The organism is Biomaibacter sp. TOL (assembly GCF_059717795.1).
The window spans coordinates 3,343,977-3,364,812 of sequence record NZ_AP046092.1; the positions used below are offsets into that span (position 1 = coordinate 3,343,977).

The 20,836-nt window shown below is 45.8% G+C and carries 16 protein-coding genes; 14 read left to right on the forward strand and 2 right to left on the reverse strand.

Annotated elements, in window-relative coordinates:
- Nucleotides 1–4 precede the first annotated feature (4 nt).
- Genes AC6I1H_RS16395 through AC6I1H_RS16430 form a run of 8 tightly spaced genes read left to right on the forward strand, consistent with a single transcriptional unit; the run spans nt 5 to nt 7,499 of the window.
- On the forward strand, nt 5–1,339 hold the full coding sequence (locus AC6I1H_RS16395; RefSeq protein WP_497738590.1) for a [Fe-Fe] hydrogenase large subunit C-terminal domain-containing protein: 1,335 nt from the start codon (nt 5–7) through the stop codon (nt 1,337–1,339).
- On the forward strand, nt 1,336–1,686 hold the full coding sequence (locus AC6I1H_RS16400; protein WP_497738591.1) for a DRTGG domain-containing protein: 351 nt from the start codon (nt 1,336–1,338) through the stop codon (nt 1,684–1,686). Before AC6I1H_RS16395 ends, AC6I1H_RS16400 begins: the two co-directional genes overlap by 4 nt.
- The gene (locus tag AC6I1H_RS16405) at nt 1,680–2,426 is read left to right on the forward strand and encodes a PHP domain-containing protein (protein WP_497738592.1); all 747 of its coding nucleotides are present in this window, start codon (nt 1,680–1,682) and stop codon (nt 2,424–2,426) included. Before AC6I1H_RS16400 ends, AC6I1H_RS16405 begins: the two co-directional genes overlap by 7 nt.
- A gap of 54 nt (nt 2,427–2,480) precedes the next feature.
- A complete protein-coding gene (gene nuoE, locus AC6I1H_RS16410; protein ID WP_497740836.1) occupies nt 2,481–2,969 on the forward strand; it encodes an NADH-quinone oxidoreductase subunit NuoE in 489 nt (162 codons plus the stop codon).
- A gap of 5 nt (nt 2,970–2,974) precedes the next feature.
- On the forward strand, nt 2,975–3,523 hold the full coding sequence (locus AC6I1H_RS16415) for an ATP-binding protein (protein ID WP_497738593.1): 549 nt from the start codon (nt 2,975–2,977) through the stop codon (nt 3,521–3,523).
- Between the two features lie 11 nt (nt 3,524–3,534).
- The gene (locus AC6I1H_RS16420; RefSeq protein WP_497740837.1) at nt 3,535–3,900 is read left to right on the forward strand and encodes a (2Fe-2S) ferredoxin domain-containing protein; all 366 of its coding nucleotides are present in this window, start codon (nt 3,535–3,537) and stop codon (nt 3,898–3,900) included.
- 31 nt (nt 3,901–3,931) lie between these two features.
- Entirely contained in the window at nt 3,932–5,725 is a 1,794-nt protein-coding gene (gene nuoF, locus AC6I1H_RS16425; protein ID WP_497738594.1) for an NADH-quinone oxidoreductase subunit NuoF, read from the forward strand.
- A gap of 25 nt (nt 5,726–5,750) precedes the next feature.
- Nucleotides 5,751–7,499, forward strand: coding sequence for an NADH-dependent [FeFe] hydrogenase, group A6 (locus AC6I1H_RS16430; RefSeq protein WP_497738595.1), 1,749 nt, complete (start codon nt 5,751–5,753; stop codon nt 7,497–7,499).
- Between the two features lie 128 nt (nt 7,500–7,627).
- On the opposite strand, the gene ltrA is transcribed toward AC6I1H_RS16430, so the two are convergent.
- Together ltrA and AC6I1H_RS16440 are read right to left on the reverse strand one after the other, a co-directional pair.
- Nucleotides 7,628–8,884, reverse strand: coding sequence for a group II intron reverse transcriptase/maturase (ltrA, locus tag AC6I1H_RS16435; RefSeq protein ID WP_497740708.1), 1,257 nt, complete (start codon nt 8,882–8,884; stop codon nt 7,628–7,630).
- Between the two features lie 612 nt (nt 8,885–9,496).
- Nucleotides 9,497–10,132, reverse strand: coding sequence for a hypothetical protein (locus AC6I1H_RS16440; protein WP_497738596.1), 636 nt, complete (start codon nt 10,130–10,132; stop codon nt 9,497–9,499).
- A 286-nt stretch (nt 10,133–10,418) separates the two neighbouring features.
- Between AC6I1H_RS16440 and AC6I1H_RS16445 the strand changes: the two genes are divergently transcribed.
- From AC6I1H_RS16445 to rsxC, 6 genes are all read left to right on the forward strand, one after another.
- Nucleotides 10,419–13,046, forward strand: a complete 2,628-nt coding sequence (locus AC6I1H_RS16445) for a sigma 54-interacting transcriptional regulator (protein ID WP_497738597.1) — start codon at nt 10,419–10,421, stop codon at nt 13,044–13,046.
- A 294-nt stretch (nt 13,047–13,340) separates the two neighbouring features.
- On the forward strand, nt 13,341–13,928 hold the full coding sequence (nuoE, locus tag AC6I1H_RS16450) for an NADH-quinone oxidoreductase subunit NuoE (RefSeq protein ID WP_497738598.1): 588 nt from the start codon (nt 13,341–13,343) through the stop codon (nt 13,926–13,928).
- Nucleotides 13,929–14,013: 85 nt separating this feature from the next.
- Nucleotides 14,014–14,325 carry a (2Fe-2S) ferredoxin domain-containing protein gene (locus AC6I1H_RS16455; protein WP_497738599.1) on the forward strand — a complete coding sequence of 104 codons (312 nt, stop codon included), beginning with the start codon at nt 14,014–14,016 and terminating at the stop codon, nt 14,323–14,325.
- Nucleotides 14,326–14,336: 11 nt separating this feature from the next.
- On the forward strand, nt 14,337–17,381 hold the full coding sequence (gene nuoF / locus AC6I1H_RS16460; RefSeq protein WP_497738600.1) for an NADH-quinone oxidoreductase subunit NuoF: 3,045 nt from the start codon (nt 14,337–14,339) through the stop codon (nt 17,379–17,381).
- Nucleotides 17,368–19,098, forward strand: a complete 1,731-nt coding sequence (locus tag AC6I1H_RS16465) for an NADH-dependent [FeFe] hydrogenase, group A6 (RefSeq protein WP_497738601.1) — start codon at nt 17,368–17,370, stop codon at nt 19,096–19,098. Before nuoF (AC6I1H_RS16460) ends, AC6I1H_RS16465 begins: the two co-directional genes overlap by 14 nt.
- 313 nt (nt 19,099–19,411) lie before the next feature.
- Nucleotides 19,412–20,728 (forward strand): electron transport complex subunit RsxC, encoded by a 1,317-nt coding sequence (rsxC, locus tag AC6I1H_RS16470; protein ID WP_497738602.1) that lies wholly within the window; start codon nt 19,412–19,414, stop codon nt 20,726–20,728.
- Nucleotides 20,729–20,836: the final 108 nt, after the last annotated feature.

Genomic DNA, 20,836 nt, shown 5'->3' on the forward strand with positions numbered 1-20,836 from the left:
ACCCTTGTGGCAGTATTACCACTCGGTAACTCTTGATTTAGAAAAGTGCAAGGGCTGTACGAATTGTATAAAAGGCTGCCCAACCGAAGCGATTAGAGTCAGAAATGGGAAAGCCCATATACTGGAGAATAAATGTATCGACTGCGGCGAATGTATAAGAGTATGTCCAAATCATGCAAAATATGCGGCTGTAGACGGTTTTGAAAGGCTTAAACAATTCAAAATCAGGGTCGCATTGCCTGCACCCAGTTTTTATGGTCAATTTAAAGAAGAAATATCCTTAGATAGTGTACTGAGTGCCCTCAAAAGAATCGGGTTTGATGAAGTATATGAAGTGCCGCTGGCGGCTGAAGAAGTTTCAGTCGCCATAAAGGAATATATAAAACGTAATAAAGATGTAAGGCCTCTAATTTCATCATCATGCCCGGCGGTGTTGAGACTTATACAGGTAAGGTTTCCGGAGCTTATAAAGAATATTATCCCCATCAAAGCGCCTATGGAAATTGCCGCAAAGAGGGCAAAGGAAATACTTGCCGATAAATACGGTTTAAAAAACGAAGAAATAGGTGTGTTTTTTATAAGCCCGTGTCCGGCCAAGGTCACTTCGGTGAAACAGCCCATAGGCATAGAAAGGTCTTTCGTTGATGGTGTGCTATCGATCGCAAGCGTATATGGTGAAGTAATTAAAAATTTAAGCGACGATGAATTTAAATCCATTTTTGATAGAGCCTCCGGTCTTGGTATAGGTTGGGGAAGAGCGGGCGGAGAAAACCTGGCCATCGGAGGGGAGAACCACCTGGCGGTGGATGGAATTCACAACTGTATCGGAGTTTTGGAGGAAATAGAATTAAACAAACTTTCGGATATCGATTATATTGAGTGCCAGGCGTGCATAGGCGGCTGTATCGGGGGAGCCCTGACGGTGGAAAATCAATTTGTAGCCCGGGTAAGAATCAGGAGGCTATTTGAAAAATTGGGATGTGAAAGTTCGATAAATATAAAAGATGTTGTTGACGGACTTGAAAAAGGATATTACAATTTTGAGGAAAAAATCCTTCCAAAGCCGTCTCTAAAACTCGACGACGATATAGTAAAGGCGATTCAGAAAATGGAGCAGCTTGAAAAAACCCTGAAGGAACTTCCGGGTTTGGACTGCGGCAGCTGCGGCTCTCCAAACTGCCGGGCCCTCGCAGAAGATATAGTTCAGGGTGAGGCAAACGAAACAGATTGTCTGTTCAAATTAAGGGACAAGGTCAAACAGCTGGCGTCGGAAATGCTGGCCCTTTCTCAGAAATTGCCTCCTACCATGGAAAAAAGCAAGGGGGGTGAGCACAAATGACTTTACTTGAATTGAAGGAAAAACTTGAACTTAAATTACTTACAAGCAGAATGGATGAAAATAGGCAGGTGGAGGGCGGTTATGCTTCCGACCTTTTAAGCTGGGTAATGGCCCACGCCCGCGAGAATCAAGTCTGGGTGACGATTCAGAGTCATCAAAATATAATCGCCGTTGCTTCACTGCTGGGCCTTTCGGGGGTAATAGTGGCCGAGGGAGTGGAAGTTGATGAAAATACAATAAAGAAAGCCGAAGATGAAAATATTCCCATATTTGCCACACAAAAATCTATCTATGAAATCTGTGGTATACTGTATAATTTGCTATCGGGGAGCCGGGAAAAATGTTAAAACAATATCCGGCGGATTTACACATCCACACATGCCTGTCACCGTGCGCGGATGAAGAGATGAACCCTGCAAATATTTTGAATATGGCAAAATTGATGGGAACAAAAATTATAGGTATCTGTGATCATAATAGCGCTAAAAATGTTAAACCTGTGCAGGAAGCCGCAAAAAATTATGATATAATGGTAATTCCCGGAATGGAAGTGGAAAGCGCCGAGGAAGCTCATTTGCTCGTGTTTTTTGAGGATTTAAACACAATGCTAGAGTGGCAGGATTATGTTTACAGACATTTACCTGCAAGAAAGAACAATCCTAAATTCTTTGGATCGCAGCAAATTGTGGATAAGGATTCTAATGTCATAGGAGAAGAAGACCGTATGCTCATATCAGCCACTTCTGCTACTGCCGAAGAGATATCTCAAAAGGTGTTCGAGATGGGAGGAATGCTTGTTCCTGCCCATATCGACAGAAAGACTTTCAGTTTATGGGGGCAGCTGGGATTTATTCCTGAAGGTTTAAAGATAAATGCGATAGAAATTTCAAGAAATATTTCTGAAATCGAGGCAAGAAAGAAATTTGGCATATCGAATAGATACTGTATAATAACATCTTCTGATGCTCACAGGTTGCAGGAAATGGTTTTTCAAAAAACATTTTTATATCTTGAATCACTAAATTTTGCAGAAGTTAGAATGGCTTTTGAAGCATTGGAAGGGAGGCGCGTAATAATAAAAGGGTGAATATGAAGAAAAATGTGAAAAAGAATACTATTACTTTAGGAGGAGAGGATGAAAATGGAAGTTGCTGTTAAAAAGGACCTTGATTTGGAGGAAAAGTTAAAAAAAGTCGACGAAATGCTGGAAAAGTATAAAGGGCAGAAAGGAGCGCTGCTTCAGGCGCTGCAGGAAGCTCAGGGCATAGTTGGATATCTGCCTCTTGAGGTGCAAAAAAAGGTTGCCGAAGCCCTGAATATAACCCTGAGTGAAGTCTACAGCACCATTACCTTTTATTCTTTCTTCAATTTGAAACCCAGAGGCAAATATCAGATAAGAGTCTGTCTCGGCACAGCCTGTTATGTCAAAGGCGCCAACAAAGTTCTTGACAGGCTTGAAAAAGAACTGGGTGTAAAAGTCGGAGATACCACCGACGACACCAAATTCTCCCTGGATGCCTGCCGTTGTGTGGGAGCCTGCGGCCTTGCGCCGACCATAATAATCAATGACGAAGTATACGGAAGACTGACGCCCGATAAAGTACCTGAAATCCTAAAAAAATACGAATGACCATGATGAAAGAACTTTCTTTACATGTTCTGGATATTGTCGAAAACTCTATAAACGCAGGAGCTACGCTTGTAGAAATAATTGTTGCCGAGGATACAAAAAATGACCTCATGACCATAGAAATAAAGGACAACGGCAGAGGAATGGATGAAAGCACCTTAAAAAAAGTGAAAGACCCCTTTTTCACTACAAGGACCACCAGAAAAGTGGGCCTGGGGGTACCTCTGTTTGAGCAGGCCGCAAAAAGCTGTGGGGGCGAGCTTGATATATTTTCCAGGGTAGGAGAGGGAACAAGTATCCGGGCAAGTTTTATCAGAAGCCATATAGATAGGCCGCCGCTGGGCAGCATGGCAGATACCATGGTCTTGCTGGTGGCGACGAATCCCGGAATGGATTTTATTTACCGACACCGGGTTGACAACAATGAATTTGCGCTGGATACCAGGGAAATAAAAAAAACCCTGCAGGATGTGCCCATATCCAATCCCATGGTGCTTGACTGGATAAAGACCTTTGTGGAGGAAAATTTAAAGCAAATCAGCGGAGGTGTATAAAAATGGCCGTGATAAAATCCATAGAGGAACTGGAGAAGATTAGAGAACAGGCAAAGGATTTGATTAACTTAAGAAAAGACAATGAGACAAAAACTCGAGTGGTTGTAGGAATGGCAACATGCGGCATAGCCGCCGGAGCCAGGCAGACAATGCTGGCTATTCTAGATGAGCTGAAAAAAAGAAATGTGGATAATGTCATAGTTACGGAAACCGGATGCATTGGCCTTTGTAAATATGAGCCACTGGTGGACGTAATCAAGCCAAACCAGCCGAAAGTGACTTATGTGAATGTCAATGAAGAGAAGGCCCGCCAGATTGTAGTAAAGCACATTATCAACAACCAAATAATAGATGATTGGGTAATCCCCAACATTTAACAATAACAGGAAGAGCTTAGGAGGGATTAATATGGAAATTTACAGAGCCCATGTGCTCGTTTGCAAAGGGACCGGTTGTACGGCTTCCGGCAGCGAGAATGTAATGGATGCTTTTCAAAAGGAAATAGATAGGCGAGGTCTTTCAAAGGAAGTCAGGGTTGTACAGACCGGCTGTCTGGGGCTGTGCGAACTTGGGCCCAATGTATTGATTTATCCTGAAGGAAGTTATTATTGCAGGGTAAAAGCTGAAGATATACCCGAGATAGTGGAAGAGCACCTTGTTAAAGGGCGCATTGTGGAAAGGCTTTTATACAAAGAACACCTTACAGAAGAACGTTTGAGGTCGCTCACGGATATTGATTTTTATAAAAAACAAAAGCGTATAGCCCTCAGAAACTGCGGTCTGATAAATCCCGAAGTTATTGAAGAATATATTGCCAATGATGGATATAAAGCGCTGGCTAAGGCTCTGACTCAGATGACGCCACAGGAGGTTATAGACGAGGTCAAAAAATCAGGACTCAGGGGCCGCGGAGGCGGAGGATTTCCAACAGGCAACAAGTGGCAGTTTGCGGCCAATGCCAAAGGCGATATAAAATATGTGGTTTGCAATGCAGATGAAGGTGACCCTGGCGCTTTCATGGACAGGAGCGTTCTGGAAGGCGACCCCCATTCGGTGCTGGAAGCGATGGAAATCGCAGGCTACGCTATAGGAGCCCAGGAAGGATATATCTATGTAAGGGCTGAATATCCCATCGCTGTAAAGAGGCTGGAAATAGCTATCAACCAGGCAAGAGAACGCGGACTTCTTGGGAAGAATATTCTGGGCACAGGCTTTAGTTTTGATATATTTTTAAGGTTAGGTTCCGGAGCATTTGTGTGCGGAGAGGAAACTGCGCTTTTGGCTTCGATCGAAGGCAGACGCGGCGAACCAAGGCCCAGACCGCCATTTCCGGCCAATGAGGGATTGTGGGGCAAACCAACCATCATAAACAATGTGGAGACTTATGCAAACATCCCCGAGATAATTTTAAAGGGAGCCGATTGGTTTGCGAGCATCGGCACAGAAAAGAGCAAGGGCACGAAAGTCTTTGCTGTAGGCGGCAAGATTAATAATACAGGCCTCGTGGAAATCCCTATGGGGACAACTTTAAGAGAAGTTATTTATGAAATTGGCGGTGGTATCCCCAATGGAAAGAAATTCAAGGCGGTTCAGACCGGAGGCCCTTCGGGCGGATGCATTCCGGCGTCGCTTCTGGATATGCCCATTGAATATGATACGCTTATACAGGCAGGCTCGATGATGGGATCCGGCGGAATGATAGTCATGGATGAAGACAACTGCATGGTGGATATAGCAAAGTTCTTCCTGACATTCACCCAAGACGAATCCTGCGGCAAATGTCCACCCTGCCGCATCGGCACCAAGAGGATGCTGGAGATTCTTGAACGCATAACAAATGGGGAAGGCAAGGAAGGAGATATAGAGCTTCTGGAAAATCTGGCAAAAAGCATAAAGGCTTCAGCTTTGTGCGGATTGGGGCAGACCGCTCCGAATCCCGTGCTTTCTACCATTCGCTATTTCAGGGACGAATATGAGGCTCATATAAAGGAAAAAAGGTGCCCCGCCGGAGCATGCAAAGCTCTTATACATTATGAGGTTGTAGCCGACAAGTGCCGGGGTTGCGGTCTCTGTGTCAAAGTATGTCCCACAGGAGCAATAAGCGGTGAAAGAAAACAACCCCATGTCATAGATCAGGAAAAATGTATTAAATGCAACAGCTGCTTTGATAGATGTCCGTTTGGTGCTATAAAAAAGGCTTAATTTGATGGAAGGGAGAGGTGAAATCATGGAAATGGTTACATTAACCATAGACGGTCAAAAGGTAGAGGTCCCAAAAGGGTCTACAGTATTGGAAGCAGCTCACAAAGCCAATATTAAAATACCGACCCTGTGCTTTTTAAAAGGAATAAATGAAATCGGAGCCTGCCGCATGTGCGTTGTGGAAGTAAAAGGAGCCAGAGCCCTTCAGGCTTCCTGCGTCCTGCCGGTCTCCGAGGGTATGGAAGTAATAACAAATTCACCGGCGGTAAGGGAATCCAGAAAGGTCACCCTTGAACTGTTGCTCTCGGATCATAATCTGGAATGCCCCACATGCGTCAGGAACCTGAACTGTGAGCTCCAGAAGCTTTCCGAAGAACTAGGAATAAAATCTATCAGGTACCCGGGAGAAAAACATGCGCCCCGCTATGATGATTTTTCTCCATCTATCGTCAGGGATGCATCCAAATGTATCCTTTGCCGCAGGTGCGTGAGTGTGTGCCACAAAGTGCAGGGCGTTGGAGTCATTTCACCGAACCACCGTGGCTTTAATACCGTAATTGCACCGGTGTTTGACTTGAGCCTTGCGGAAGTGGCCTGCGTCAATTGCGGCCAGTGTATAATGGCATGTCCGGTGGGAGCTCTAAAAGAAAAGGACGATACCGACAGAGTGTGGCAGGCCCTGGCCGACCCCGACAAACATGTGATAGTCCAGACTGCTCCTGCCATCAGGGTTTCTCTGGGCGAGGAGTTCGGTGAAAGTAGGGGAGCCATAGTAACCAAGAAATTACCTGCCGCTCTGAGAAGGCTGGGGTTTGACAAGGTGTTTGACACAAATTTTGCTGCCGATTTGACTATAATGGAAGAAGGAAATGAATTCCTTGAGAGACTGCAGCATGGCGGCAAACTTCCGCTCATAACATCCTGCAGCCCGGGCTGGATTAAATTCTGTGAGCACTATTATCCCGAACTTCTGGATAACCTTTCCACATGCAAATCCCCGCAGCAGATGTTCGGTGCGATAGCCAAGACCTATTATGCTGAGAAAATGGGTATAGATCCATCAAAGATATTTGTGGTTTCCATAATGCCCTGCACTGCAAAGAAGTTTGAAGCCCAGAGACCGGAAATGAACTCCAGCGGTTATCAGGATGTGGACGTGGCATTGACTACGAGAGAGCTTTCCAGGATGCTGAAAGAGGCCGGGATAGATGTCAGCAAGCTGCCCGACGAGGAGTTCGACGATCCGCTGGGTATATCCACCGGCGCCGGTGCCATATTCGGAGCTACCGGCGGTGTCATGGAAGCTGCTTTGAGGACCGTATATGAAGTAGTAACCGGCAAAGAACTCCAGAATATAGAATTTACGAGTGTCCGCGGCGTGGAAGGGATCAAGGAAGCCACCATAGATGTGGATGGTACTAAGGTCAATGTGGCGGTAGCCCACGGCCTATCCAATGCACGCAAGGTGCTGGATCGCGTTAAGAACGGTGAAGCCAACTACCACTTCATAGAAATCATGTGCTGCCCCGGCGGATGCGTGGGTGGTGGCGGCCAGCCAATCCTGAGCTCCGAAGAGCGTTGGGATACGGATTACCGTGAGGTAAGAGGAAATGCCATATATGAAGTGGACCGCAGCATGAAGCTCAGAAAATCCCATGAAAACCCGGCTGTACAGACCCTTTACAAGGAATTTCTAGGCAAACCCCTGAGCGAAAAATCTCATCACCTGCTTCACACTCATTACACAAAACGGCCGCTGTACCCTGAGGTTTAAGGAACACGGGAATAAAGGAAAGATTATTCAGACTGAATAAAATAATGAACTTTTGGTAATCGAGTAGGAGGGGGCGATTAGCCCCCGACCTCTCACACCACCGTACGTACCGTTCAGTATACGGCGGTTCACCAAGCTTTGCGAATTTCATGATATCTCTTTGCTAAGCTCATGAGTCCTTGACCCTGCCAATAGGCGTTGTTGAGGGCTGTGTTTAATACCCCCGACATACGCCAGTATCCCTTTCGGGCGTTGGCAAGTTTATGGACCGCCCATTCCGGAAGTTTCAGATTCCTCAGTTCCCGGTATCTTGTCTTAACCTTCTTCCATTGTTTCCACAGGCACATGCGTAGTCTTCTTCTTATCCATCCGTCGAGTTCTTCAAGTTTGCTGGGTGTTTCTGATAGCGCGAAGTATCCCAGCCATCCGCCAAGGTATGTGTTTAGTCTTTCTATTCTCTGTGTTATTCCGTGTCCGTTGCTTCTTGAGGTTATTTCTCGGATTTTATTCTTGACTTTGTCTATGCTCTGTGGTGCGATTCTTATTTTGGTTGTTCCATCTTTGGCGATATACATGCTGAAGCCAAGGAATTTCCTCTTCCATGGTCTGTCCACTGCGCTCTTTTGTTCGTTTACTCTGAGTTTTAGTTTATTCTTCAGGAAAGCTGTTATGCTTTCCATTACCCGTTGCCCGGCTCTTTTGCTTTTGACGTAGATGTTGCAATCGTCTGCGTATCTTACGAATTTGTGTCCTCTTTTCTCTAGTTCTTTGTCTAGGTCGTCAAGGATTATGTTTGCAAGAAGTGGACTTAGGGGCCCGCCTTGAGGTGTTCCTTCATCGGTAATCATGATTACTCCGTTTATCATTACTCCTGCCGCAAGATAGCTGCGTATGAGCTTTAATATGCGTTTGTCTTTTATCTTGCGAGCTACTCTGGCCATGAGTATGTCATGGTTTACTCTGTCGAAGAATTTCTCAAGGTCCATGTCCACTACCCAGTTATATCCTTGGTTTACGTATTGGCGTGCTTTCCTTACTGCGTCGTGGGCTCTTCGGTTGGGCCTGAATCCGTAGCTTGATTCTGAGAATTCCGGGTCAAAGATGGGTGTTAGTACTTGCAACAGAGCCTGCTGGATTAGGCGGTCTGTGACGGTGGGGATTCCTAACAGTCTCACTCCTCCACTGGGTTTCGGGATTTCGACCCTGCGCACTGGTTGAGGCTTGTAGGTCCCCGTAAGAAGTTGTTCTTTTATGTGAGGCCAGTTTTCTCGTAGGTATGTCCGGAGGGATTCTACCGGCATACTGTCTACGCCTGGCGCTCCTTTGTTTTCTTCTACCCGTCGCAGTGCTTTTGTCATATTCTCTCTTGATACTACCTTCTCCATCAGGTGGATATCATGGTCCTTCGGGGATATCTTCTCGGGTTGTGCCGGATACATACTCGGCCCTCCCTGGGACCCTTGCGGCTTCACCGCTTCTTTCCCAGGGTAGGCCCCTTGCGGGGTTTTCTGCTGTCGTTGTATGTTTCTCGAACTTGCCAAGTTTTATCCCTCGCTTCGTGTTCGGCCCTTCGTCGGCATGACGTCTATGCCGACTATTATGGCCTCTGCTGACTTCTGACGGTTCAGCCGGGTCTCTCGGCCCGGGTTGTTAGTTTCCCTAACGTTTCCGCCAGACCTCCCCGGGTAAGAGCAATAGCCTTCGCCCCGTATACCTGCCGCATTTACTACACAGCCCCTTGGCAGTGTTGGATTTCGTTTTGTTTGGCAAACTCATCCGAACTGTATAGCCTTATATGCGGTTCGTGTTCCTCAGGCCGTGGCTTTGCTTACAGCTTCCTTCAGATTCTATCTCACGATAGACACCCTTGCTGTTTGGCTAATGGTCGCCGCTGCCAGCCCCATAGCAGACTTTCACTGCCGAGCTATTACCCATGCCGGGCACACCAAATGTATAAGGGCTCCGCAAGGAGCCCATATACATTTAAATTTATAAGTTTAGACCGATTTTATGTTTTTCTTTATAACATATATGTCCCGTTCATTTTCAAACATCTTATATCTCAAAAAATCCACATCTACCGAAATTTTGCTCAGTTTTTTGGAGTTGTTTTTAACTGCCATTTCGATGATTTCAGCCCTCTTGTTTACGGCTGAGAGAATATCCTGGTGCTGACGTTCATTGGTTTCCTGATAAGTCTGCTGGACCTCCACAAGAGTTTCTATTTTCTTTGTGATTTGCTCCTGATATACCTCCAGTCTGGTCAGTCGACTATCTATTTTATCCTGGGTCTCTTTCAAATTTCTGATATCTGTTTGAATGTTATGTATATCGTCCTGCATAGAAGACTGAGTTTCTTTGAGGTTCCGGATATCGTCCTGCATAGAAGATTGAGTTTCTTTGAGGTTCCGGATATCGTCCTGCATGGAAGACTGAGTTTCTTTGAGGTTCCGGATATCGGCTTGCATGGAAGACTGAGTTTCTTTGAAGTTCCGGATATCGGCTTGCATGGAAGACTGAGTTTCTCTAAGGCTCTGGATATCTGCCTGCATGGAAGATTGGGTTTCTTTCAGATCTTTCATGTCTTCTTGGATGCGTTCGAGAACCGTTAAAATCTTATCTTCGTAAGTCATAATAGACCTCCCTTTACCGTGCTTTACCATCAAAAATAATTATATCTCAACATTCCTATATCAGCAATGATTATTTTCTTGTTGATTTATTTGGTCATTAAATTCATATAGTAGCTATAATTTTTTATAAATAGCTGTTATAATAATAATTAAATATAAAATTGTCAGCAATTAATACTAGCATGACAATAGCTTTAATTGCTCATTAGCTATCGTGGCTGTTGGATAAAAGTTCATTTATTAATTTTTTACGAGAATGACCCTGAATATAAAGGGGGTAAAGACCTTGCCGGGTATCGTATGGACGGAAAAAAACAAATGCAAGCAGTGTTATTCCTGTGTTCGACATTGTCCGGTCAAAGCGGTAAGAGTGAAAGACGGCCAGGCCGAGGTTTTAAGCGAAAGATGCATAGCCTGCGGCAATTGTGTAAAAGTCTGCTCCCAAAACGCAAAGACTATAGAAAACGGCATAGAAAAAACACTGGATATTTTACATCAAAAAGAATATAAAATAGCGATTCTTGCTCCCAGCTTTCCTGCGGCTTTCACAGAAGGCATGGCAGGCAAAATCATTGCCGCTTTAAAAACCTTGGGATTTGATGAAGTATGGGAAGTGGCGGTAGGGGCCGAATTAATCGGAAAAAAATATGAGGAACTATTGAACGGCAGCTTCAAGCCTCCGCTAATTTCCAGCGCCTGTCCCGCGGTAGTCAATATCGTTGAAAAACATTTTCCCGGCCTTATCCCCCACCTTTCACCCGTAGTCTCTCCCATGATAGCCACGGGCCGTTTGATAAAGCTGGAATATCCAGAAGCATTGGTAGTATTCATTGGTCCATGTGTTGCAAAAAAAGATGAGATGAAACAGGTGAAAGGAGTGGATGCGGTACTCACTTTTAAAGAACTGGAAGATATGATTTTTACAAAAAATATAGACATAACCCGTTTGGAGCCTTCATGCTTTGACGGTCCATTGCCGCAGAAAGCCTTCCGTGGTTTTCCGGTAAGTGGCGGGTTATTTCTTTCTTTAAAAGACCCCTTCAATTTTTCCCGCAAGACTGTGATTGTGGACAAGAAAGAAGATGTATTGCCGTGTCTTGAAAGTATAGATAGTGGAGAATATAACCCATATTTTGTGGATATTCTCATGTGCGGCGGGTGTGTGGAAGGTCCGTATTTCAAGGATACCAATTACTTTGCCAACAGGGAGAAGGTTGAGGAATTTTTACTGCAAGGGGATAAAAATGATAAAGACCGGGATACGGTTTCTGAATATCTGATGCATATGAAAAATGCACAGGAATTGGATCTCACACGGCGTTATTCAAATAAGGCTGTTTTTTTGAAATCTCCATCGGAAGAAGATATCAGAAAAATCTTGAATTATACAAACAAGTATTCACTACAGGATGAATTAAATTGCGGGGCATGTGGTTACAGTTCCTGTCGGGAAAAGGCTGTGGCGGTATATAACGGTATTGCCGAAATTGACATGTGCCTTCCGTTTTTGCTGACAAAGGAGATAAAAGAAAAAAAACGCACTGAAGAATTTAACCGTGAAATGAATGCCATTATAGATTCGTCTTATGATGGAATATTCGTATCTGACGGAGAGGGAAAAACTTTACGTTTAAATAGGGCATTTGCCCGTTTTCTAGGGAAATCGCCGGAGAGTGTTATCGGATTAAAAGCCGATGACCTTGAAAAAAGCCGCATCATATATCCATCTTTGACAAAATTGGTGCTAAAAGAAAAACGCAGACTGACACTTATACAGGAAACCGGAACCGGCAAAAAGGTGCTGGCTACAGGCAATCCCATTTTTGATGAGGAAGGCAGGGTAGTCCGGGTGGTCATAAACGCCCGGGATATGGCGGAACTGAACCATTTAAGCAGAGAGGCGTTGGATTTTGAGAAATTAAAAACATATATGGAACAAAGTTATTTAGAACGAGATCAAGGACCATTACCAAGAATAGTATCTATCAGCCCCGTGATAGAGGAACTGCTGCGAATTGCTTTGCGGGTTGCCGCGGTTAACTCTACGGTTTTAATATTGGGCGAATCCGGTGTAGGCAAAGGTCTTATTGCACGGTTTATCCATGAAAACAGTCCCAGGAAAAAAGGTCCCTTCATAAAGGTCAACTGCGGCTCCATACCCGAAAGTTTGCTGGAGTCCGAACTCTTCGGTTATGAGACCGGTGCTTTCACCGGAGCCCGACGGGAAGGTAAACCCGGCCTGATAGAAATAGCCCACAAAGGGACCCTTCTTCTGGATGAAATAGGCGATCTTCCCCTTAACCTGCAGGTTAAACTCCTGCAGGTGCTGCAGGAAAGGGAACTTACCCGCATTGGCGGCACAAAACCCATTGAAGTGGATATAAGGGTCATTGCAGTCACCAATAAAGACCTGAGAAAAATGGTGGAAGAGGGCACTTTTAGAGAAGATTTATATTACCGCTTAAATGTGGTACCTCTGGTGGTGCCGCCATTGAGGGACAGGAAAGAAGATATAGAACCATTGATAGATTATTTTATGGCCTATTTTAATAAAAATTACGGAATGACAAAATCTATAACTGATGATGCCATAAAAGCCCTCGTTGACTATTCCTGGCCGGGCAATGTCAGGGAACTGGAAAACCTTATAGAAAGGCTTGTGGTAACCTCTGAAAGAAATTGTATAACCATTCAGGAACTTCCTGAATTTATCAGGGGTAAAAAGCCACCATTACAAAAAATAATGGTGGAGGGAATTATGCCTCTAAAGAAAGCTCAGGAACTGGTGGAACATCAATTGCTGGAACTGGCGGTAAAACAGTGCAAAACCACCTATGAAATGGCGGAACTTCTAGGGGTAAACCAGTCCACCATTGTGAGGAAGCTCCAGCGATTCAAAGATAAGCAAATTTAATGTTTTTCCGCATTTTAATGCAGGAGAGCATTAAGGAAAGGTTTAAGACTTCTAGCTGCTAATTAAAGGTCTGAGAAAATGAGTTAATAGTGAAAGTAAATTTGCTTAATGCACAGGAGCATTGAGAAATTTTGATGATTTCTCAATGCTCTTTATTTTTGCCGGATTATCTTGTGGCATGAGGTTTGCAATAACTTAAGGAACGATGGACCGTCCTGATTGAACAAAAAAAACGCTATACTCACTAAAGTTTGTTGGGTGTGTTCATCGAAACCTATAACAGGAGGGAGTAAAATGCCGGATAAAAATATCTTTGATGTCAGTGACGAAGATCTCATTTGGGTGGAACAACAGGTAGAAAAACACGGTAAAAAGAAGGGTGAGCTTATTCAGATTCTGAGGGATGTCCAGGAACATTTTGGATTCATACCAAGAAAGGTCCAGGTCCGGTTGTCAGAACTTCTGGACGTGACCCTGAGCGAGATTTACAGTATTGTTACCTTTTATGCCTTTTTCTCTTTAAAACCCAAGGGGAAGTACCAGATAAGCTGCTGCAAGGGTACCGCCTGCTATGTCAGGGGAGCGGAAAAAATCATCGAAAAACTTTCCCAGTATCTCAAAATACAACCTGGCGATACCACCGATGACGGCCTGTTTTCCCTGGATGTGATTAGATGCCTGGGAGCCTGCGGTTTGGGTCCTGTCATGATTATAAATGATGACGTTTACGCCAGGCTCAAACCCGAAGATATAACAGGAATAATTTCCCGCTATGAACCGCCGTTCAGGGATTACAGCGAGGTGATGAGGCAGCAGCGGGAAGAGGCCAGAACAAAAGAAAAATTTGCAGTCGAACCCAGCAGGAGACTTGCACCGATTTAGAAAAATAGGGACAGCTCTCAAATTGAATTTTATCATGGGTTTGATAGAAAGAACGCTTTAATTAATACGTGAAGGGAGGATCATTATGGAAGGTCCAAGAGAATCTCCAAAGGCACAGGTAGTGCTTCGATACGGCATATGCAGCATTGCGGTGGGAGCGAAAGATGTACTTACGGCCTTTCAAAAGGAGATAGAGGATAAAAATTTGAACAATGTCAGGATAAAAACCACCGGTTGTATAGGCCTCTGTTCTATGGAACCCCTGGTGGATGTTCATGTGGAAGGACTTCCGAATGTAACTTATCACCATGTAACACCGGAAATGGCAAGGGGCATCGTTTTTTACCACATTCAAAACCGCACCATAATCAATGAATGGGTAATTCCAAACGTATAGGGGGGAGAGAAATGCAATTTTACAGAAGCCATGTGCTGGTATGCGGCGGCGGGGGATGTATGTCATCCGGATGCCTCAAAGTAAAGGAAGCAATGCTTTCAGGTATTGATCGGATGGGCCTTTCGCAGGAAATCAAAGTAGTGGTAACGGGGTGTATGGGCCCCTGTCATCTGGGCCCCATGGTGCTAGTGTATCCGGAGGGCGTGCTCTATACCAAAGTTACGCCGGAAGGCGCCGCAAAGATAGTCGAAAAACATCTCTATATGGGGGAGGTAGTGGAGGAACTGGTGGCCCGGGAACACGACGGTCGGCTTGCCCCCACGTTAAGAGAAAACCCTTTTTTCGCAAAACAGGTAAAAATTGCCCTGAGAAACACAGGCCTTATAGACCCCATGAGTATAGAGGAATATATAGCTGTTGACGGGTATAAGGCATTGACCAAAGTACTGAGTGAAATGAAACCCGAAGAAGTGATAGATGTCATTAAAAAGTCAGGCCTTCGGGGTCGCGGCGGCGCAGGGTTTTCCACAGGATTGAAGTGGAGCTTTACCGCCAGGGCTAAAGGCTATCCCAAATATGTACTGTGCAATGCCGATGAAGGAGATCCCGGCGCATTCATGGACAGAAGTGTCCTGGAAGGAGATCCCCATTCCGTGATAGAAGCCATGGCCATAGCAGGTTTCGCTGTAGGTGCAAATCAGGGGTATGTTTATGTCCGGGCAGAATACCCTCTGGCGGTGGAACGTTTGGGCTATGCCATTTCCCAGGCCAGAGAGTGGGGCCTACTGGGCAAGAATATCCTGGGGACCGGTTTTGACTTCGAGCTTGATATAAAGGTGGGGGCGGGAGCCTTCGTATGCGGTGAAGAGACGGCCCTTATAGCATCGGTGGAGGGGAAGCGTGGGGAGCCCAGGCCAAAACCACCATTTCCGGCCAACGAAGGATATCTCGGGAAACCCACTCTTATAAACAATGTGGAGACCTATGCCAATATCTGTCCGATTATCTTGAATGGAGCCGAATGGTTTGCTTCATACGGTACTTCCAACAATACCGGGACCAAGGTATTCGCCCTGGCCGGAAAAATCAACAACACAGGCCTTGTGGAGGTACCCATGGGCACGAGTCTGGGGGATATAATATACGATATCGGAGGAGGAATACCCGGCGGGAAAAAATTCAAGGCTGCCCAGACCGGTGGGCCTTCCGGGGGATGCATACCCAGGGAATATTTGAATACTCCTGTGGATTATGAGACATTGAAGGAACTGGGCACCATCATGGGTTCCGGCGGCCTTATCGTAGTGGATGAAGATACATGTATGGTGGACTTTGCGAAATTCTTCCTACAGTTTGTGCAGGACGAATCCTGCGGCAAGTGCGCCCCATGCCGCCTGGGCACCAAGAGGATGGTGGAGATTCTGGAACGCATCACCAGGGGTGAAGGCCGCGAAGGGGATATTGAGAGGCTCATAGATACCGGCAATATCATAAAGGAAACCGCTCTGTGCGGCCTGGGGCAAACGGCTCCGAACCTGGTACTCTCCACCATCAGGTATTTTAGAGACGAGTATGAAGCCCATATAAAATACAAGAAATGCCCGGCATCGGTCTGCGCCAGCCTTTTTGATTCGCCATGCCAGAACGCCTGTCCCGCCGGAGTAGAGGTGCCGCTTTATATAAGCGCCATAAGGCAAAAGGATTATTCCAGAGCGGTGGAAATAATAAGGGAAAACAACCCCTTCCCGGCCATTTGCGGCAGGGTGTGCAACCATCCCTGCGAGTCTAAATGTCGCAGATCCCAGATAGATGATCCTGTGGCCATAAGGGCATTGAAAAGATTTGCCGCCGACTATGATATGAAAAATCCACAAAAGCCCGTCTTGAGAGCGCTTAAAAGTAAAAAAGTGGCCATCATCGGTGCAGGTCCTTCGGGGCTTACCGCGGCCTATTACCTGGCGAGAGAAGGATACAATGTTACGGTATTTGAAGCTCTGCCGGTGGCCGGAGGCATGATGGCGGTGGGGATTCCCGAATACCGGCTTCCCAGGGAGGTCCTGGCGGCGGAAATCGAGCATATAAAATCCGTCGGGGTCGAGATAAAATTGAATCAGGCCCTCGGAAGAGATTTTAGCCTGGAAGATTTAAAGAAACAGAACTTTGAAGCCATATTTATAGCTATAGGAGCCCACAGGGACATGAAGCTGGGGATTCCCGGCGAGGAACTGACTGGAGTATTTTCAGGCGTGGAGTTTTTGAGGAAAGTAAATCTAGGTTTGGAAGTACCTCTCGGGGAACGGGTAGCAGTCATAGGCGGCGGCAATGCGGCGATAGATGCAGCGAGGACTGCTCTGAGAAAAGGAGCCGGCGAGGTTCACCTCTTTTACCGCAGGAGCAGGGAAGAGATGCCGGCTCAAAAAGAGGAAATTGAAGACGCTCTGGCCGAAGGCATCAGATTCCACCACTACACCGCTCCGGTGGAAATCCTGGGCGACAATGGAAAGGTGGATAAAATCAGGATACAGAGGATGAGACCCGGGGAATTCGACAGAAGCGGCCGGAGAAAACCAGTCCCTATCGAAGATTCGGAATTTACGGTGAAGGTCGACAGTGTCATCGCAGCCATAGGACAACAGCCTGATTTAAATAATATTGGGATTGAGGTAAATAAGAATATGACCCTTCAGGTAAATAAAGATACCCTGGAAACATCCCTGACCGGCGTCTTTGCCGGAGGCGACTGCGTAACTGGCCCTGCCACAGTTATAGAGGCCATAGATTTTGGGCGGAGAGCGGCACTGTCCATAGATAAATTCCTGGGAGGAGAGATGTACAGGAGAAAGAGGACATATGTTAGGAAAACCGAATACGAAATTTATGAACAGCCGATGGAAAGATACGCAGTACAAAAACTTTCTCCGGATGAAAGAACAAAGAGCTTTGCCGAAGTGGAACGGGGCATGTCGGAAGAAATGGCATATAAGGAAGCTTGCCGCTGCTTGAGATGCGATGTTAAAGAATCCCAGGAAGGAGGGGTGAAAAATGCTGAATCTTAAAATAAACGGTGTAGATGTCCAGGTGGAAGAAGGCTCCACCATCCTGGATGCAGCTAAAAAGGCCGGGATATACATTCCCACCCTCTGTCATCGAGAGGATTTGAAGGCCATGGGAGTATGCCGGCTCTGCGTGGTGGAAGTCAAGGGGGCCAAAACCCTACAGGCGTCCTGCGTCACACCGGCGGCGGAAGGCATGGAAGTAAGAACCAATACTCCCTTTATAAGAAAAGCACGGAAGACCATCCTGGAACTCATTCTGTCGAACCATCCAATGGAATGTCCTACATGCCTCAGAAACGGAAATTGTGAACTACAGAAGCTTTCAAGCCAACTCAATATTACCGAAATGCCCTTTGAGGGAGAAAGATCCCGTTACGAAAAAGATGAAACCACCCCCGCCATTGTTCGGGACCCAAATAAGTGCATTCTTTGCCGGCGCTGTGTCAATGTGTGCAATGACATCCAGGGTATAGGTGTACTGGAACCCCACCACCGGGGATTCAAGACCTCCATTGACCCATCCTTCTGCGAGGGGTTGTACCGTATGCCATGCAGCCAGTGCGGCCAGTGTGTCATGGCATGCCCTACCGGCGCTTTGACCGAAAGGGACGATACGGAAAAGGTTTTTGAAGCCCTGGCAGATCCAAATAAATTTGTAGTGGTGCAGACGGCTCCGGCGGTAAGAGTAGCCCTGGGAGAAGCCTTTGGTCTGGAACCCGGCAGTATTGTGACAGGGCAGATGGTGGCAGCCCTTCGGAGGCTGGGGTTTGACAGAGTATTCGACACAGATTTCACTGCAGACCTCACCATCATGGAAGAGGGCAGTGAGCTCATCGAGCGCCTTGAAGCCGGAGGGAAATTGCCCCTCATCACTTCCTGCAGCCCGGGATGGATAAAATTCTGCGAGCATTTTTATCCGGAATTCCTCGACAATCTTTCCACCTGCAAATCTCCGCAGCAGATGATGGGCGCTCTGATAAAGACCTACTATGCCGCTAAAGCAGGGCTTAATCCTGAAAATATAGTTGTGGTGTCGGTGATGCCGTGCACAGCCAAAAAATTCGAGGCTCAGAGAGGGGAAATGGTATCCAGCGGATACATCGATGTGGATATAGCTATAACTACCAGGGAACTTTCCAGAATGATAAAGGAAATGGGAATAGATATTTCCAAACTGGAACCCGAGGAATACGATCTCCCGCTAGGCATATCCACCGGTGCCGGCGTCATATTCGGAGCTACCGGCGGGGTTATGGAAGCGGCCATCAGAACAGCATATGAACTGGTGACCGGTAAGGAGCTGGAAGACATTAATTTTACTCCGGTAAGAGGTCTTGACGGTATAAAAGAAGCGGAGCTAGCTATCAACGGCACCATTTTAAAAGCCGCCGTAGCTCATGGCCTGGCCAATGCGCGAAAGCTTCTCGAAGCCGTGAAAGCCGGACAAAAAACATACCATTTTATAGAAGTTATGGCATGTCCGGGCGGCTGTTTGGGAGGAGGAGGCCAGATTATTCCCACGGATAATGACGTAAGACAAAAGCGCATGCAGGCCATATATGAGGCCGATAAATCCATGAGGCTAAGGAAATCCCATGAAAATCCGGCAGTACAGCAGCTTTACAGGGATTTTCTGATAAAGCCCTTGAGCCACAGGGCTCATGAACTTCTCCATACCGATTACACCCCAAGACCCAGGGTTTTGGCCCGGGAATAATCCCCGGGCTTTTTTGTATTAATTTGAAAAATATTACAATCAAATTCTAACATATAATTATAGAACACGGGCTTCTTTTATTGTATAATGAATATGTGAAATTAGCTTTATAATCATCCTGCTATATTTATTGACAACTTTAAAAATTTTTTTGGTATCTGAATTAAATAAATTGTATGCAATAACCGTTGTAATAATGTATACTATATACTTGTGAAAAGAAATATTAGCTTAAAAAGGATTATTTTAAAAGGTTTTTAAAAAAAAATGTCGAACTATTATTAGGTTTTACTTTAAAAGGAGAGGTGAAACGATGCTCAAAACCTTCAGAGGAGGTATACATCCTCCTTACAATAAAGACCTTACAAAGCATAAACCTGTCGAGACGGCAAAATTGCCCGACAGGGTAATAATCCCCATGAGTCAGCATGTAGGGGCTCCATGCGAACCCATAGTAAAAGTTGGGGACCTGGTAAAAAAAGGCCAGAAGATTGGTGAAGCCAGGGCATTTGTATCAGCACCAATTCATGCCAGCATATCAGGCAAGGTGACGGCTGTGGAGCCAAGGCCTCATCCCGGTGGAGGCATGGTAATGTCGGTGGTGATAGAGTCCGATGGCAAGGACGAGCTGTTTGAAGGTATAAATGCTCCGAAACCCCTGGCAGAGCTCTCGCCTGACGAGATTAAAAACCTTATCCGGGAATCGGGCATAGTAGGTATGGGAGGTGCAGGTTTTCCCACTCAGGTAAAGTTGTCACCACCGCCCGGGAAGACCATTGATACCATCATAGTAAACGGTGCCGAGTGCGAACCGTATCTCACGGCGGACCACAGGTTGATGGTTGAAAGACCCGATGATGTAGTATTAGGTCTTGAGGCAATAATGAAGGCCACAGGAGTGAAAAATGGATATATTGCCATCGAAGAGAACAAGCCCGATGCCATTGAGGCCATCAGAAAGGCCATACAAGCAAAAGATGGCATCGAACTGGTAGAACTGGCTACCAAGTACCCTCAGGGCGGAGAAAAACAGCTCATAAATGCTGTCACCGGTCGGGAAGTGCCTTCGGGTGGTCTTCCTATGGATGTGCATGTTATAGTTGACAATGCCGGCACATGTGCTGCCATTGCCAATGCCATCAAAACCGGCATGCCTCTGGTGGAAAGGATAGCTACCGTAACAGGCACAGCAGTAAATGAACCCAAGAACCTCTTAATAAGAATAGGAACACCCTTTTCCGAAATTATTGAACAGTGTGGAGGATTTAAGGGAGAAGCGGGCAAGGTTATTATGGGGGGCCCCATGATGGGTCTTGCCCAGTCGGTGCTGGATGTACCTGCCATAAAAGGGACTTCAGGTATACTTGTACTGGCTAAAAATGATGTTGTTTTATCAGAGCAATCGCCTTGCATACGCTGCGCTCGCTGTGTAGATGCATGTCCGATACATCTGTTGCCCACTACATTGGGCAAATTTGCAGAAAGAGGCATGTGGACCGAAGCCGAAGAATATCATGCTCTTGACTGCATAGAGTGTGGATGTTGCGCATATGTTTGCCCTGCTCATATTCCTTTGACGCAGCTTATCAGACTTGCTAAAAATCACATAGTTGCTTCAAAGAAAAAATAATATTAATATAGGAAAAAATTTAAGCACTTAAAATGGTGCGAAAGAAACCCAGAAAAATTGTGTAAATTTGAAACATGTATATATAAAGCAAAGGCAGGAGGGATAATT